Consider the following 14,755-nt stretch of genomic DNA (forward strand, 5'->3'; position numbering starts at 1 on the left):
GGACAGAAACCAGGGATGCGACCACAATGGTGTCATTGTGATATCAGTGTGTGCCGCCGACGCAACGAGCGTGCCTATGCAAGTAGCTTCAACAGAGAGGGTCAGCCTTCGCAGATGGATCTGGCGGGCGTTTGCCAGTACCAGCCTGTTGCCACTTGTCCTGGTGGAAGGCGTGCTGATCACGACTTATTTCATCACGAACCAGTCCATACGCAATTCCCAGATCGAATATCTGCATCAGAGTGCGACACGAGACATCCAGGTATCGGTGCAGCAGAATGCATTGTTGGTGCAGGGACAGTTGGAGCAGATCCACAAGGCGATCGGCCTTTATGCCAAGTCCACCGAGCATGAACTCACCGAAAACCAGAATCTCACGGCGGCATCGCTTTCATTGAGTGCCGACGGTGTCCGTTACAGCGCGGTAAACGACGGAGCGTCCGCCTCGTTCTATTCGAATGTCACTGCGCCGCAAAAACAGGATCTCTACAAGGTTTCTCTCCTGGCAAACCAGGATTTCATGATGAAGCAGTTGAAGGATGGGGATCCGTTGATTGCCAGCATCTATTTCAATAGTTGGGACAGCTATAACCGGATTTATCCCTGGTTCAATACGCTCGAACAGTATCCCCATGATATGGACATCCCCCAGTACAACTTTTATTACCTGGCCGATGCCCAGCACAACCCGGAGAGAAAAGTCGTCTGGACGGATGTCTACCTGGACCCTGCCGGCCAGGGATGGATGATGTCTGCCATCGCGCCGGTCTACAGAGGCGACTTTCTTGAGGGCGTGGCCGGCGTCGATGTCACGGTCGACGGCATCTTGAAGCGAATCGAGCAGTTGCAGATGCCGTGGGATGGCTACCTGATGCTGGTCAACGACAAGCTCGATGTCATGGCCGTCCCCAAGGCAGGCCAACGTGATTTTTCCCTGCACGTCGAGAACCAGCCCGCTGGAGAACCTGTCGATCGCGAGCGCTTGCAATCGCCGGATTTGAACCTCGCTCGTCATCCGGACCTTGCCAGCCTCAACAAGAACTTGCCCGACCATTCACAAGGTATCGTTGCGCTGACGTTGAATGGACGGCCTCACCTGGTCGCCTGGGACGAGATTCCCTCCACCGGCTGGTTCCTGCTGGCGGTGGTGGACGAAGCGGCAGTCATGCACGAAACCAATCTGCTCGCCAGTCATTACCGCGAAGTGGGTTATCTGTTGGTCGCGGGGCTGGTGCTGTTCTACACCTTGTTCTTTGCCTTCATGTGGTGGCGCACGCGTGATCTCAGCCGCCAATTGAGCACACCGGTCCAAGGGGTCTCCCAAATGATGCGGGAGATCGGTCGGGGCCACTGGCAACCGGCGGCAAGCCCTTCCGATATCACCGAACTGTGGTCAATGTCCAACCAGGCACTGGGAATGGGCAGGCAGTTGGCCCAGGCAGAGTCCGTTCGCAACGCCACGCAGCAGCGTCTTGAGTTGGTCATGGAGAGCTTCGCCGAAGGGCTGTGGGAGTATTACCCCCAGCGGCACCGTTTCATCCTCAAGGGTGCCTTGTGCCAGCGTTTCGGTTTTGCCGCCAATGAAGTGCCGATGGAGACCCTGCTGCAGAACATTCCCGTTGAAGATCGGCAGACCTTCACGCAGTTCCTGGAAGAGGCCAGGGGCAGTGCCAGCGTGGCGCCGGAAGCGGAATTCCGCATCAGGGACGTGCATGGCAAGTTGATCTGGATCCTTTGCCGAGGCCGCACTCTGGAGCCCTCGCGGCTCGATGAGTCCAGTGTCGTGGTCGTGGCGTGTGTCGACATCACGACGCTCAAGCAGACTCAGTTGGATCTGCGGGAGAAAACCCTGGAGGCAGAGGCGGCCAGTACGGCCAAATCCAAGTTCATCTCCAGCATGAGCCATGAGTTGCGAACCCCATTGAATGCCATCTACGGGTTTGCCCAATTGGGGCTCATGCAACCGCCTGACGACGCGTCGCAACAGACAGCCAACCTGCAGGAAATCATCAAGGCCAGTGAACACCTCATGCAATTGGTGGACGATCTGCTTGATCTCTCCAGCCTGCAGGCTGAGAAGCCACTGCTGGATCTCAAGCCGGTGCCTGTGGCAAGCCTGCTATCCAACTGCGCTGACATGGTTTTGCAGCAGGTCTCTGCGCACGGCCAGACCTTGCACATCAAGGCTCCTCCGGATACATGGCATGTCTGGGCGGACAAGCGTCGCCTCAAGCAGGTCCTGATCAATCTGTTGTCCAACGCAATCAAGTACAACCGACCCGGTGGCAATATCACGCTGGGGGCCATGGTTGTCGAGACGGGAGCCCGGTTGCGTCTTTACGTGACGGATACCGGGATGGGCATTTCCCCGGATGTGCAGCAAGAGCTTTTCCGGCCCTTCCAGCGCTTGGGTAAGGAGAACTCTTCCATCCAGGGCACCGGCATTGGCTTGGCGTTGTGCCGGGACCTGGCGGTCCTGATGCACGGCACCATGGGCTTTGAAAGCCAGGTCGGCGTGGGAACCACCTTCTGGATCGACATGTGCTCTTCGGATTTTCCAGCGCCGGCCAGCGATTGCACAGCGTCAGCGATTGGCTTGCCACGCGTGCTGTTGGTGAGCGACAACCCCCGGGATGCCCAGGTGGTTCGGGAGGCGTTGGCCGGTGATTTCGAGTTGCAGCGCGTCGATACGTTGCCTGATGCCAGCCTCGTGCTCGAAACCACGACAGTCAGCGTATTGATCGTCGCCACCGCGGACCGTGTGCCTGTACTGGATACTTTTTTTCGCGGTTTACGCACGAGGATCGGCGAGGCGCAGATGTCGATCATCGTGGTTCGTGCGGCCGATGATCACGCTTCGGTCGACCGATTGGCGTGCCAGGCCATCGTGCCCTCTCCGTTGGATGGCCAGAGTATCCGTCACCTCGTATTGACGCTCGCTGCGAAGAGGGCAGATGCATGTTCACCAAAGTAAATGCTGAAAGCAGGATCGTCATTATCGACGATGTGCCCACCAACCTCCGGCTTCTGGATTCATGCCTGCGAGCCGTGGGCCTGCGCAACATCACCACCTTCAACGACTCGGCCCAAGGACTGGATTGGCTGCTTTCGAACGCCTGGGACCTGGTGTTGCTGGACCTGGATATGCCCGCGCCTGACGGCTTTGAGATCCTCGATCGTCTCAATAAGCGGGACCGCACCGAGTCACCGGTCATCATCGTAACGGCCTTGAATGACCAGCAGAACAGACGAAAAGGCCTGGAAAAAGGCGCCAACGACTTCATCTCCAAGCCCATTGACCTGCCTGAGGTGCTACTGCGGGTACGCAATTGCCTGGAGCTGGCGCAGGCGGCGAAGCTGCTACGCGATGTCAATGCCGAGCTTGAGCGCAAAGTCGAGTTGCGCACGGTCCAACTGGCTTCCAGCTACAAGGCGATCAGCAGCAGCTTGAGTCGAGCAGCCAGCTATCGCGATGATGACACGGGGCAACACATTGTTCGTATCGGCGAGTCCTCCGCTTTGTTGGCCAAGGCAATCGGCATGCCTTCTCAATGGTGCGAACTCCTGAAAATGGCGGCTCCGATGCACGATATCGGGAAAATCGGCATTGCCGATGCGATTCTGCAGAAACCGGGAGCGTTGACGCCGCAGGAAAGGGAAGTCATGCAGGAACATGCCCGCATCGGTTATGAAATCCTGCATGACCCGGACGGTTCTCCCTTGACGGATCTCGCAGCGGAAATTGCCCTGGCGCATCACGAACGTTGGGACGGTACCGGCTATCCCAAGGGGTTGCGGGGCAAGGAAATTCCGTTATCGGCAAGGATTGTGTCGATATGCGATGTGTATGACGCCATAAGAATGCCTCGAGCCTACAAGCAGGCCTGGGATGTCGAGCGCTCGAGGCGTTTCATCACCGATCAGGCCGGTACCCAGTTCGACCCTTCCCTGGTGGACGTCTTTTGTAATCTCTTTGACGAAGTAGATCGCTTGCGGTTGCCCGATGTATGAGAGGGCTGATGTTGTCCTATGAGTGTTCAGCTTTGGTATCTCTACGCCAGTGGCGCTTTGATTGAACTTGCGGCAGGAATTGGCAGCGGCCACATGCAGTGTGTGTTGCATGCTACGGGTCCTGTTGTAGCTTGTTTCTATGATGATCTTGGAGCGCTTAGGATTACTCCCTCAATTCAGTAACAACATGGAGCAAGCCACGCTTTATGGATATCGAATTTCGCGGTAATGGCATGCGTGAGAACCCGTCTGTAGGGACCTGCGATGAGTACGGTGTGAGCGGGATTACCAGCTTTGACGATCTGACCGAGGCTCGTCGTAAGATTGCTGAGTCGCACCCAGGCTTTAAACCTCTGTTCTCGCTCGATGATCTGCACCAGGCTTGATACACGTCGGGCCATGCTCGCAGTAATTCAGGAATGGATGACGCCACCGAGGAGGACATCGCGGGGCTGCCTCAAGAATGTTTTGAGAACGATGAATATGTAGGTTATCCGATCACGAAAGCGGAGTTCGCAATTTGCTTTCGCAATTTCACGAACCTGGTAGCAGCTAGGTCTTTCGAAGATGCTTGTGCTCATGGTTTGACGCTTGATGAGCAGGCCCTGCAGGAGTGGATTGGTTATCAGGAAAAACCTGTATCGATAATCGACCAGCCAATGTCAGCGCTTTGGTACCCGTTCAGGAGTCTTACCAGGCACTCGCTGCTTTTCCCAACGGCTATTTCACTTCCGATTTAGACCCTGCGAAAAATTTTGCGGTTGCGCGTCATTTTTCAGAAGCGCATGGCTATGAGCTAATGGGCGTAGGTGCCTCTTACATCGGCTTCATTCGTGCTGAGCCGCCTGATCTATCTCTGGCCAATCTCGTTGCGAAAGACTTTTGCGCGCTCTACAACACGAGCGTTGAAAAACTACAAGCACGCATTTTTGCAGTCGCTCAGGCGGTCTCGGGTCGGATTCATCTTTGGCTGCGTTATGTGGAGTGATAATCCCAAACAATCCGCGCCGGCCGCCTTTCGGACTGGTCAACTGCGTTAAGCCCAGCTCAGGAATGAGTCGGATAATCCACGTAGCCACGCTGATCGCCACCGAAGAAGGTGCTCGGGTCTGGTGCATTGAGCGGTAACCCTTCACGAATTCGCCGGGGCAGATCCGGGTTTGCCAGGAAGGCTCTGCCGAACGCAATGATGTCCGCGCGGCCGTCGATCAAGGCCTGTTCCGCCGTCTTGGGATCGTAGCCACCGGCGATCATCAACACGCCGTCCCATGCCGCACGTAATTGACCGATGATTTCATCCCATCGCGGATCGAAGTGCTCGTCCTTGACGGTGCCAACCACGGCGGGCTCGACGAGGTGCAGATAGGCCAGCGTCCATTGGTTCAACGAGCGCACGATGTAGCCGAATGTCGCCTGCGGTGTCTCATCGCCCATGCCCATGAACCGTCCCATCGGCGTCAAGCGTACGCCTACGCGCTCTGCGCCCACTTCGTCGACTACGGCGGCGACCACTTCCAATAACAGCCGTGCACGGTTTTCCAGGCTTCCACCGTAAGCATCCTCGCGCTGGTTACTGTTACTGTTGATGAACTGGTCCAGCAGATAACCATTGCCCGCATGAATTTCCACGCCGTCCATTCCAGAGTCCAGTGCATTGCGCGCGGCCCGGCGGTAGTCGTCGATGATGTCGGTGATCTCTGGAGCCTGCAGTGCACGCGGCACCGGTACATCGCTCCAGACACCGTTGCCATCCGCGTCGACGATGAACGTCTTGCCCGGCACGGGTAACGCGCTCGGGGCAACCGGGCGCGCGTTGTCAGGCTGAAAGCTCGGGTGGGACACGCGGCCCACATGCCAGAGCTGCATGAAGATCAGGCCGCCGCTCTCATGCACCTGGGTGCTGACTGCACGCCAGGCTTGCACCTGTTCAGCGTTGTAGATGCCCGGTGTCCAGGCATAGCCTTGGCCTTGCCGGGAAATTTGCGTTGCTTCGGTAATGATCAACGCGGCGCTCGCACGCTGGCGGTAATACTCGGCGTTCATGGCCGTTGGCACGTCGCCCGGTTGCCCGGCGCGAGAGCGTGTCAAAGGCGCCATCGCCACGCGGTGAGGGAGTGTGTAGGGGCCCAATGCGATGGGTTGGAAAAGGTGCTGCGTCATGGGGTGTTCTCCAATAGCGGTACAGAAAGCAGGGTTGCGGCGGACGTTGGGTCAGGCACCGGATGGCTTTAAGTTAATCGGCGGGCGGGCGCTTGATAATCCGAGGAACGCCCAACACTGCATTGCGTGAAACGCAACGCAATGCGGGTCAGGACGGCTGCTCCGAGCGGGTCAGGGGCAGGTTCAACCAGCGTCGGCCGGTGGCGTTCGCCACGGCGTTGCCGATGGCGGCGGCCATGGGACCTTGGACGATTTCGGCGGCGCCGAGAAACGGTTGTCCCGGTTGGTCGAGTAGATAAACATCGACCTTCCTGGGCACCTGCGAAAAGCGCAGGATCGGGTAACCACTCCAGTCGTAGCTGCGTATACCCCCGGCGTCATAGGCGACCTGTTCATACAGCGTCCAACTGGTGGACTGGACGATCCCGCCCTCCACCTGATTGCGCAGGCCATCGGGATTGACGATCTGTCCGACGTCCACCGCCGTGACCACATGCTCGATCTGTATTTCACCGGTCAGCGGATGTACCTGCAGTCTTACCGCGATTGCGCAGTAACCCATGATGTTTTTGTACCGGGCAAAGGCAAAGCCGATGCCTGCGCCAGGCTCATTGCTTTTTTGCTGCCAGCCAATTCCGTCGCGAACCCGCTCCACCACGGCCCGCGCCCGGGGATCTTCCAGATGAGCCAGGCGCAAGGCTATCGGATCGACCCTGGCCCTGGACGCAAGCTCATCCATGCACGCTTCGATCGCAAAAATGTTGATGTGCGCACCCAGTGAACGCATGGCCGAAGTGCGAAAGGGCATCTGCGTGACAAAGTTCATGTTGATGCGTGTAGAGGCCAGCGTGTACAGCGGCACGGCGTTGCGATCGCCATCGCCTTCAGGTTGAGCGATGGGCACCGAAGGTGCGGAGGCGAACGGTCGAGCCAGCAATCGCGCCGGCAGCAGCCGGCCGGCGTTGACGATGCGTTCGTTGTGCGGCGTCGTCCACAGTTCATAGTTCCAGTCCTGCAACCGACCTTGGGCGTTCAGGTTGGCTTTGACTTCGGTTACCATCGCCGAGCTGTAGGGCTCCCAGAGATTTTCCTGCTCGCGCATCCATTGGACCCGGACCGGTGTGCCGGGTATGCGCATGGCAATCAACGCCGCGTCGGCTGCCGCATCGTCCGCGCCGTTATGGCCATAACAACCGGACCCTTCGGTGTGGATACAGCGAACGCGTTCGGGGGGTAGCTGCACCATTTCGGCGATCCCGGCCCGCAGGGGATACACGCCCTGGGTGTGGGTCCAGACGGTGAGGGTGCCGTCCTTGAACCAGGCCACGGCGCAGGACGGGCCAATGGAGCCATGCATCAGGTATTGCTTGGTCACGCGGGCCTGATAGCTGTTGTCGGTCGCACCCTGGGCAGTGCCTTCATGGCTGATCGGGTAGGGGCGTGAAGGAAGGCGTTTGAGTAATGCATGAATGTCCGCGGATTCGGGGATTGCCTGGCCACCGCTCCAGCGCGCCGTTTCGTATCCGCTGCGCATCGCTTTGATCGCTTGCCATTCATCCCGCGCGACCACCGCAAGATAATTGCCGTCGCGAATCACCTGCACAACCCCGGACAGCGCCTCTATCGATGCTGCATCAAGGGCCTGTAGTGTGCAGCCAGGGCGGGGTGGGCGAATCACCCGAGCGTGCAGCATGCCCGGCAGGCGGATGTCCTGGACAAACGCGGCGCCACCACTGACTTTTGCCGGAATATCCAGCCGTTGCAGCGAATGGCCGATCAACTTGAATGGCGCCGCAGGCAGTGCTGGCGAATCGGACTGTGCATACCGGTGCAGATCGACGTTTTTGACAGCGTCGGCGTAGGCCATTCGTTGTCCGTTGGGACCGTGAATGATGCCCTCCCGGGTCGTCAACAGTGCTGGCGCAACCGCCCAGCTACGTCCAGCCGACTCCAGCAGCAGCCCACGTACCTGCGCCGCTGCGTTGAACAGCGCGGTCCCGCTGTCGAAAATACTGTGGCTGCCAGCGGTGTAACCTTCGTTGGGCGTCAGCGCCGTGTCGGCGGTGAGCAGGTTGATCGCTGATGGAGAAACCTCCAGGCGTTCAGCGGCAATTTGCAGCAAGGCAGTCTTGACCCCAGTGCCCAATTCAACCTTGCCGGTATAGACGGTGATGCCTTCATGACCGACGCGGATCCAGGCATCAAGATAGGGATTGGTGCGCAGGCTGCCGGGCAGATCCGGTGCCAATACCACCGTGCCCAGCGTGTCGACTTCGGTGTCCGCCCACGCACGTCGCGGCACCGGTACCAGGGTAAACGCCATCAGCAAGGCGCCCCCACGCAAGAATGCGCGACGGCTGTGATTGACCTCGTTGACCACTGTCATGGCGCGCTCCCGTTTTGCCTGGCGGCAAGGCTGATCGCGTCGATGATTCGCAAGTGGGTGCCGCATCGACACAGGTTGCCGGCCATATACTCACGAATGGTCTGTTCATCCGGCTGCGGGTTGCTCTCCAGCAGTGACTGCGCGCGCATCAACATACCGGCGATGCAATAGCCGCATTGGGCCGCCTGTTTGTCGATAAATGCCTTTTGCAAAGGACCGGGTTGTTCGGCGGTACCAAGACTTTCCACCGTTCGAACCCGCTTGCCTTCAAGTCCGGCGCAGGGTGTCACGCAGGAAAATACAGGCTTGTCATCGACGATGACCGTGCAGGCGCCACACTGCCCCAAGCCACACCCGTACTTGGCGCCGTTGAGCCCCAGATGATTACGCAGCGCGTAGAGCAGCGGCATGTCAGGTTCGAGGTCCAATGTCCGGGCCGAGCCGTTGACGTTAAGCGTGACTTGAGTCATTTCGTCTCCTGACGTATCGCTTCAAGGGTTGAAGAAAGGTCTGTCCAGGGTTGGTCGGGTCTGGCTTGTCGGCGCAGGTACGAAGCGAGTGCGATGAGTTGATCGTTGTCGAGGCTGGCGGCAAACGGCGGCATCATCGGTCCCGGCATGCCCGGCGTTGCCGGGACGCCTTCGAACACGGTTTTCAGGAAATTGCGCGGGTTCGGGGCTTGCAACGATGACGTACGGTCCAGCGAAGGACGCTCGTCGATTTCACGCATCGGTGCAGCTGGCCCATGGCAGCCGGCACAGGCGCTGGCGAACAGCAGGGCGCCAATGGTCTGATCGGAGGCCCCGGCATTAGCATCTGCGGCTGGGACCTCGGTGGTGACCGTTCTGGCGGGCAAGCTCAGCAGGTACTCGGCGATCGCCTGTGCGTCGCCGACTGGCAAGCGCGCCAGGCCGAGACTGACCGGGCGCATCGGGCCGGCGGCAGTTCCATGGCCGTGCACCACTTCTCCTCGCAGGTAGCTCACCAACTGATCGTAGCGCCAGGCATTTGCACGACGGCCCATGCCCAGCAGCGAAGGCGCTTCCCAACCATCCACGGTACCGCCGGCCAGGCTTGCGCCGGACGTCTCGGCGCCGATCAGGTTCAGCGGAGAATGACAGCCTGCGCAGTGGCCGGGGCCTTCGACCAGGTAGCGCCCGCGATTCCATGCATCGGATTGCTGCGCCACGGGAGTCAGTGGCTCGCCCTGCAGGAACAGTAAATTCCAGAACGCCACTAGCGGCCGGAGGTTCATCGGGAAGCTCATGCGGTTTTGCCGGGCTGGAGCGTGCACGGCAGGGCCACTCATCAAGTACGCATAGGCGTCTTCTATATCGCCTGCCGTCATGCGTCGGTAATGCACGTACGGGAAGGCCGGGTACAGGAAGTGCCCATCGCGGGCGATCCCTTCACGCATCGCCCGCTCGAACGCCGGCAGCGACCACTGACCAATGCCAGTCTGCGGATCGGGTGTGATGTTCGTGCTGTAGAGCGTGCCAAACGGCGTCACCAGCGGCAGTCCCCCTGCCAGGTAAGGGCCGCCGGGTCTCGTGTGGCATACCGCGCAGTCGCCTGCTTCGACGACGCGCGCGCCGCGTTGCAACTGCGCCGAATCGAAGGTTCGCGGCCGCTCGATAGGTGCAATCGCCGGACGCCACATCAGCAGGGTAGCAGCGATCGCACCTATCGAAGCCAGGACCGCGGCGCCGATCCAAAACGGTCTGGACCTCATGGAAATGCCGATCATGGGCATCCCAAGCCTGAGGCACGCGCGCTGGACATTGAGGATGGATTCGAGGTCATTGACGTCTCCTTGATCAACCGGAAAAGGGCGCCGATGGAGAGTCCTGCGCCGAGTGCCCAAGGGTAGAGAAGGCCCATGCGCCGGAGTATCAGCGGATCACGCAAAAGCCTGTTGCGCCAACCGCAACACCGCTGGCGTTGCGTGTCGCGCATCACTTCATTGCCCGATCAATGGGTTCTCCGGGCAGACCGCTGCCCTTAGCCTGACGATCACTTCCCCAAACCTACCGAGGTGTCATCATGTTCATGGGCAATCCCGCCGCGACGGCCAAGGCCGAACAACACGCTTCACTTTCCGGCCTGATGGTCGCGTTCCTGGCGTTCTGCTGCGGCGCGGTCGTGGCCAATCTTTATTACGCTCAGCCGATTGTCGAATTGATCGCGCCGCAAATTGGCCTGTCCAGCACCAATGCGAGCCTGATCGTGTCGCTGACGCAATTGGGCTACGCCCTGGGTTTATTGCTGCTGGTGCCATTGGCTGACCTTGCGGAGAACCGGCGCCTGGTGGTGGGCCTCACCCTCGCGTCGGGCGTTACCCTGTTGTGTGCCGGGCTGACGCACTCGCCGTCGATATTCCTCGTCTTGTCGCTGCTGATCGGCCTCACATCGGTAGCGGTGCAGATCCTGGTGCCCCTGGCCGCACACCTGGCTCCGGAAGCAACACGAGGCCGGGTGGTGGGCAACATCATGAGCGGCCTGTTGCTGGGCATCCTGCTGTCGCGTCCGCTGTCGAGCCTGTTGGTGGACGTGTTCGGCTGGCGCGGTGTGTTCTTCAGTGCGGCGGCGCTGATGGCTGTTATCGCCCTGATCACCGCCATTGCGCTGCCGCGTCGCGTACCGACGCATCGGGCGAGTTATGCCGCATTGATCGGCTCGGTGTTTGCGCTGGCCCGGCGCCATTCGGTCCTGCGCCAACGTTCGTTGTATCAGGGATTGTTGTTCGCCAGCTTCAGCCTGTTCTGGACCCTGGCGCCCATCGAGCTGATGCGCCACCACGGTTTCAGCCAGGTGCAGATCGCGATCTTTGCGCTGGTAGGCGCCGTCGGTGCCGTGGCCGCGCCCATTGCCGGACGCTTGGCCGATGCAGGTCATGGCCGTCGCGGGACACTCGTTGCGCTGCTGTTGGCTCCGGTCTCCTTGTTGATTGCAGCGCTGCCCGGCAGTGGTTACATCTGGCTTGTCGTGTGCGCGGTGCTGCTGGATTTTGCCGTGCAACTGAACATGGTGTTGGGCCAACGCGAGGTGTATTCCATCGACCCGCACAGCCGGGCTCGATTGAATGCCGTGTACATGACCAGCATCTTCGTCGGCGGCGCCTTGGGATCGCTGGTGGCCAGCCCGCTCTATGAGCATTTCGGCTGGAGCCTCTCTGCGGTGGCGATCGCGTTGCTGCCTGCCTTGGCCCTGGTGATATTCATGAGTCGCAAGGCAGATGTCTGACCAACAGGCATCGAGGAGCGCGGCGAAGCGCAGTCCTGCAAGACGGCGGGCGAACGGTCATGCACAATCAGCTCCGTTCCCTTTCGACCGGACTCCGCTGATGGACAAATTGCTGGCGTTGAAGATGTTTGTTGAAACCGTGCGTTGCGGCGGTTATTCCTCTGCGGCGCGCAAACTTGGAATCTCCACCTCTTCGGTGACACGCCAGGTGGCGGGCCTGGAAAGCGAGCTGGGCGCCAGCCTGCTTAACCGCACGACCCGCAACACCAGCGTGACCGTCGCCGGGCAAGCCTATTTTGAAAAAGCCGTGGCTATTCTGGAGGCCATCGATGAAGCCGATGCCGTGGTCGCCGACCGCGGCAGCGAGGCGCAAGGGCGCCTGCGGATCAGTGTCCCCGTCGAGTTTGGCCGGCGAATCATCGCGCCACATCTGGGCCGACTGCTCGACCGTCATCCGGGACTGGAAATCAGCGTGTCATTGAGCGATCAGGTTGGTGACCTGTTGAGCGAGCAGATCGATGTGTCCGTGCGCCTCGGCTCGTCGGTGGTCAGCGAGGACATCGTCAGTAAACGGGTAGGGGGCTTCCAGCGCTGGGTCGTCGCCAGCCCGGATTACCTGGGCCGTCACGCGGCGCTGAGGCATCCTAATGACTTGCTGGGGCACCAGTGCCTGCGCTTCGATTACGGTGGATCGCATCATCACTGGACGTTTCAGGGCGACGAGCAACCCCTTCAGCTCAACGTGCATGGCCGGTTGCAAAGCAACAACGCCGACATCTTGCGCGAGGCCGCAATCGCGGGCGGCGGGGTGGCTCTGCTGGCCGACTGGCTGGTGCGCGATGACGTCGCCGCAGGTCGACTGACACGGTTGCTGGAGCATTACGAAGTCAATCCGGGCAGTGCGAGCAGCTGCATCAATGCGCTGTATTTGCCCAATCACCGCGGCTCCAGCCGCATCAATGTGTTCATCGATTTTCTTGCGGAGATTCTCGCCTCTGATCGAATGGCCCAATAAGGGATATCGCCGAGATGTGTAGCGCCAGATCCTCAAGTGACGTACTGAGGACCTTAATGACTGGCCGATATTCCTCTTTTTATCACCGCTGCAGAGCGACTATTGATGGGTGTCCGCTTCCTCAGCCGGATAAAACTCGCCTTCCTTGCCCATCTTTGTCAGTCGTTCGCGCGCGATCCGCTCAACATGGGCCACTGCGGCCTGATCGTCAGGGTTGACCAACTGCAGGCACAGGCGTTGGACATTCTGATCGTGGGTGCCTTCGCTGAGCATTTCGTGGGTGAAGACTTGTGCGCCACGCCAGAGGCATAGCTGGGTATGAGTCCCGCCGAGCCATATCTCGTTGATTGATCTGAGGTCAGTGGTCGCCAGTTGATCCACGGTAATTGTCTTATCCATTGCGCTGTACCTTACCAATGATTGGTTACAGGTAGACTTACAGGCACAGCGGGTGTTCCCAACGTCGGCGGTTCAACCGCGCCAAGCCAAGGAGTGGCGAACCTCATAAAAAAGTGGACAGTATTTCCAGTAAATAAATCTGGCCCCTTCATTGCCGGTCCCTTTCATTGCCAACAGACCGCTATGGTCGGCTGCTGCCTTACAGGCAGAATTCCGCCAAGGAGCGGTCCTTTGAAAGCGTCTACAGAAGAAGGACCGATTCAGCTCTATTCGACAGGCCTGATTGAGTCCCTCAAGAAGGGCTAGAGTGCATCCTTTAACCAAACAGTAGAGGCAAATTACATGCATTTCGTCCGCCTCGGAGAGTACCTTGCCGCTTCACGTATTACCGGGCCTCGGCATAATCTCCTGCAACTGCGCCTAGAAGTTGGTGAGCAGCATGAGCCGATCTGCGAGTGTCTACCGCCGCAGGGGGCATGTAATCACGAGCCATTGATTGAGGCCGATATCGTTGCAAGCGTACTCGAAGGAACATCGGAGGCGAATCGACGCTTCGGCACCGCACATGTCGTAACGCACATCCGGTACGTCCGAAATGACACCAAACCTGAAGTAGTCTATGGCCTCTTGGCCTTCAGAATCATTGAGCAGTTGCACGTCGGCGGCACATTCGTTGAGGGCAGCAACACGATTTAGTCCTTACCTCAAGCGAACTTCTGGGCAGGTAGTTAAAGGACGGGTACAGCTCGGCCTGAATCGCCTCTGATTTTCTAGATGAATCAGAATGACCGCTTCTGGCCGATTTCTGCCGGTGGCGACAGGCAGAAAACGGCCAGAAGCAGCCGCCTGAAGGTGTCGACAAAAATTCGGGCGACTCAGCTTCTGTTGGTTGACGCGCTTTCTTGATAAGGTCGCATGCAATAAGCCCTGTCGTTCGCCAAGGCTTTTGCGCTTTTCGTGAGCAAGGTCAGGACACTACCTTGGAGCAGGCATATCAGTCCCGTCCCGCACCTGCATCAGCGCAAATCCCAGCAGATTCAAGCCTTTCCACAGATTCGGATTGTTCGCATCCGCGCTGTCCTGTGCGAGCCCTATACCCCAGATGTTATCAACCGGGCTGCTTCGACAATAACCCGCGAACCGGTTTGTAGAAGAAAATCGTTCAACTGCGGATTCTGGGAGAACTTGGCCTGGTTCGCTCGAACGACGATGTCGTATCGGTGTTGCAGCCAAACCTTATCATTGAACCCGCGCACGTTGCGGCCAAGCGCTTTGGCGGCATTTGGAGTAGGCGTTTGGAGCACCTGCGCACGAATATCCTGATCGTCGAACAAGGCCGCTTTCTCGGCCATCATGTAGTGTTCGGCTGTCGGGTAATGTTGCCCGTCGACAATGAACCCGGCCTCGAACCATTGGCTGAAGCACGAAGCCGTGACGCCAGTTTTACTACGCTGGTGCCCCCAGAAAAACGTAAAGCTCAGACATTCTCCAGAGTTGAAACGAGCGCACAGTTGTTTCAGATGTTCAGAGTCGTCCAATGA

The 14,755-nt window shown here is 59.1% G+C and carries 12 protein-coding genes and 1 pseudogene; 7 read left to right on the forward strand and 6 right to left on the reverse strand.

Going from position 1 to position 14,755, the window contains the following annotated elements; translation table 11 throughout:
• Window positions 1-76 precede the first annotated feature (76 nt).
• The 4 genes from AC1M7R_RS22080 (at window position 77) to AC1M7R_RS22095 (ending at window position 4,999) form a co-directional block, all read left to right on the forward strand.
• Window positions 77-2,974 (forward strand): sensor histidine kinase, encoded by a 2,898-nt coding sequence (locus AC1M7R_RS22080; RefSeq protein ID WP_490609918.1) that lies wholly within the window; start codon window positions 77-79, stop codon window positions 2,972-2,974.
• Window positions 2,959-4,011 carry an HD domain-containing phosphohydrolase gene (locus AC1M7R_RS22085; protein ID WP_072394533.1) on the forward strand — a complete coding sequence of 351 codons (1,053 nt, stop codon included), beginning with the start codon at window positions 2,959-2,961 and terminating at the stop codon, window positions 4,009-4,011. Before AC1M7R_RS22080 ends, AC1M7R_RS22085 begins: the two co-directional genes overlap by 16 nt.
• A gap of 206 nt (window positions 4,012-4,217) precedes the next feature.
• Window positions 4,218-4,397 carry a hypothetical protein gene (locus tag AC1M7R_RS22090; protein WP_231991087.1) on the forward strand — a complete coding sequence of 60 codons (180 nt, stop codon included), beginning with the start codon at window positions 4,218-4,220 and terminating at the stop codon, window positions 4,395-4,397.
• A 227-nt stretch (window positions 4,398-4,624) separates the two neighbouring features.
• Window positions 4,625-4,999, forward strand: a complete 375-nt coding sequence (locus AC1M7R_RS22095; RefSeq protein WP_231991086.1) for a DUF4253 domain-containing protein — start codon at window positions 4,625-4,627, stop codon at window positions 4,997-4,999.
• 59 nt (window positions 5,000-5,058) lie between these two features.
• Here AC1M7R_RS22095 and AC1M7R_RS22100 read toward each other — a convergent pair whose 3' ends face one another.
• The 4 genes from AC1M7R_RS22100 to AC1M7R_RS22115 all read right to left on the reverse strand — a co-directional run bounded on the left by AC1M7R_RS22100 (window position 5,059) and on the right by AC1M7R_RS22115 (window position 10,304).
• Window positions 5,059-6,171 carry an alkene reductase gene (locus AC1M7R_RS22100; protein WP_072394536.1) on the reverse strand — a complete coding sequence of 371 codons (1,113 nt, stop codon included), beginning with the start codon at window positions 6,169-6,171 and terminating at the stop codon, window positions 5,059-5,061.
• Between the two features lie 148 nt (window positions 6,172-6,319).
• Window positions 6,320-8,557, reverse strand: a complete 2,238-nt coding sequence (locus AC1M7R_RS22105) for a xanthine dehydrogenase family protein molybdopterin-binding subunit (protein ID WP_072430473.1) — start codon at window positions 8,555-8,557, stop codon at window positions 6,320-6,322.
• Window positions 8,554-9,027: a (2Fe-2S)-binding protein gene (locus tag AC1M7R_RS22110; RefSeq protein ID WP_072394541.1), complete on the reverse strand. Its 474-nt coding sequence runs from the start codon at window positions 9,025-9,027 to the stop codon at window positions 8,554-8,556. The genes AC1M7R_RS22105 and AC1M7R_RS22110 overlap by 4 nt, the downstream gene beginning before the upstream one ends.
• Window positions 9,024-10,304, reverse strand: a complete 1,281-nt coding sequence (locus AC1M7R_RS22115; RefSeq protein WP_371264368.1) for a c-type cytochrome — start codon at window positions 10,302-10,304, stop codon at window positions 9,024-9,026. The genes AC1M7R_RS22110 and AC1M7R_RS22115 overlap by 4 nt, the downstream gene beginning before the upstream one ends.
• 296 nt (window positions 10,305-10,600) lie before the next feature.
• On the opposite strand from AC1M7R_RS22115, the gene AC1M7R_RS22120 reads away from it, so the two are divergent.
• A complete protein-coding gene (locus AC1M7R_RS22120; protein ID WP_490609919.1) occupies window positions 10,601-11,800 on the forward strand; it encodes an MFS transporter in 1,200 nt (399 codons plus the stop codon).
• A 100-nt stretch (window positions 11,801-11,900) separates the two neighbouring features.
• The gene (locus AC1M7R_RS22125) at window positions 11,901-12,815 is read left to right on the forward strand and encodes a LysR family transcriptional regulator (RefSeq protein ID WP_072394547.1); all 915 of its coding nucleotides are present in this window, start codon (window positions 11,901-11,903) and stop codon (window positions 12,813-12,815) included.
• A 99-nt stretch (window positions 12,816-12,914) separates the two neighbouring features.
• On the opposite strand, the gene AC1M7R_RS22130 is transcribed toward AC1M7R_RS22125, so the two are convergent.
• Window positions 12,915-13,214: a hypothetical protein gene (locus AC1M7R_RS22130; RefSeq protein WP_072394550.1), complete on the reverse strand. Its 300-nt coding sequence runs from the start codon at window positions 13,212-13,214 to the stop codon at window positions 12,915-12,917.
• Between the two features lie 342 nt (window positions 13,215-13,556).
• On the opposite strand from AC1M7R_RS22130, the gene AC1M7R_RS22135 reads away from it, so the two are divergent.
• Window positions 13,557-13,910, forward strand: a complete 354-nt coding sequence (locus tag AC1M7R_RS22135; protein WP_072458461.1) for a hypothetical protein — start codon at window positions 13,557-13,559, stop codon at window positions 13,908-13,910.
• 279 nt (window positions 13,911-14,189) lie between these two features.
• Here AC1M7R_RS22135 and ybiA read toward each other — a convergent pair.
• Window positions 14,190-14,752: pseudogene (gene ybiA, locus AC1M7R_RS22140) on the reverse strand (riboflavin biosynthesis intermediates N-glycosidase).
• Between the last annotated feature and the right edge of the window lie 3 nt (window positions 14,753-14,755).

It is taken from the genome of Pseudomonas sp. MS01C9, assembly GCF_058202755.1.

Excerpts from the sequence above, each read along its gene's own strand:
- AC1M7R_RS22080 (WP_490609918.1), top strand. The coding sequence starts at position 77 with ATGCAAGTAGCTTCAACAGAGAGGGTCAGCCTTCGCAGATGGATCTGG.
- AC1M7R_RS22085 (WP_072394533.1), top strand. The coding sequence starts at position 2,959 with ATGTTCACCAAAGTAAATGCTGAAAGCAGGATCGTCATTATCGACGAT.
- AC1M7R_RS22090 (WP_231991087.1), top strand. The coding sequence starts at position 4,218 with ATGGATATCGAATTTCGCGGTAATGGCATGCGTGAGAACCCGTCTGTA.
- AC1M7R_RS22100 (WP_072394536.1), bottom strand. The coding sequence starts at position 6,171 with ATGACGCAGCACCTTTTCCAACCCATCGCATTGGGCCCCTACACACTC.
- AC1M7R_RS22105 (WP_072430473.1), bottom strand. The coding sequence starts at position 8,557 with ATGACAGTGGTCAACGAGGTCAATCACAGCCGTCGCGCATTCTTGCGT.
- AC1M7R_RS22110 (WP_072394541.1), bottom strand. The coding sequence starts at position 9,027 with ATGACTCAAGTCACGCTTAACGTCAACGGCTCGGCCCGGACATTGGAC.
- AC1M7R_RS22115 (WP_371264368.1), bottom strand. The coding sequence starts at position 10,304 with ATGATCGGCATTTCCATGAGGTCCAGACCGTTTTGGATCGGCGCCGCG.
- AC1M7R_RS22120 (WP_490609919.1), top strand. The coding sequence starts at position 10,601 with ATGTTCATGGGCAATCCCGCCGCGACGGCCAAGGCCGAACAACACGCT.
- AC1M7R_RS22125 (WP_072394547.1), top strand. The coding sequence starts at position 11,901 with ATGGACAAATTGCTGGCGTTGAAGATGTTTGTTGAAACCGTGCGTTGC.
- AC1M7R_RS22130 (WP_072394550.1), bottom strand. The coding sequence starts at position 13,214 with ATGGATAAGACAATTACCGTGGATCAACTGGCGACCACTGACCTCAGA.
- AC1M7R_RS22135 (WP_072458461.1), top strand. The coding sequence starts at position 13,557 with ATGCATTTCGTCCGCCTCGGAGAGTACCTTGCCGCTTCACGTATTACC.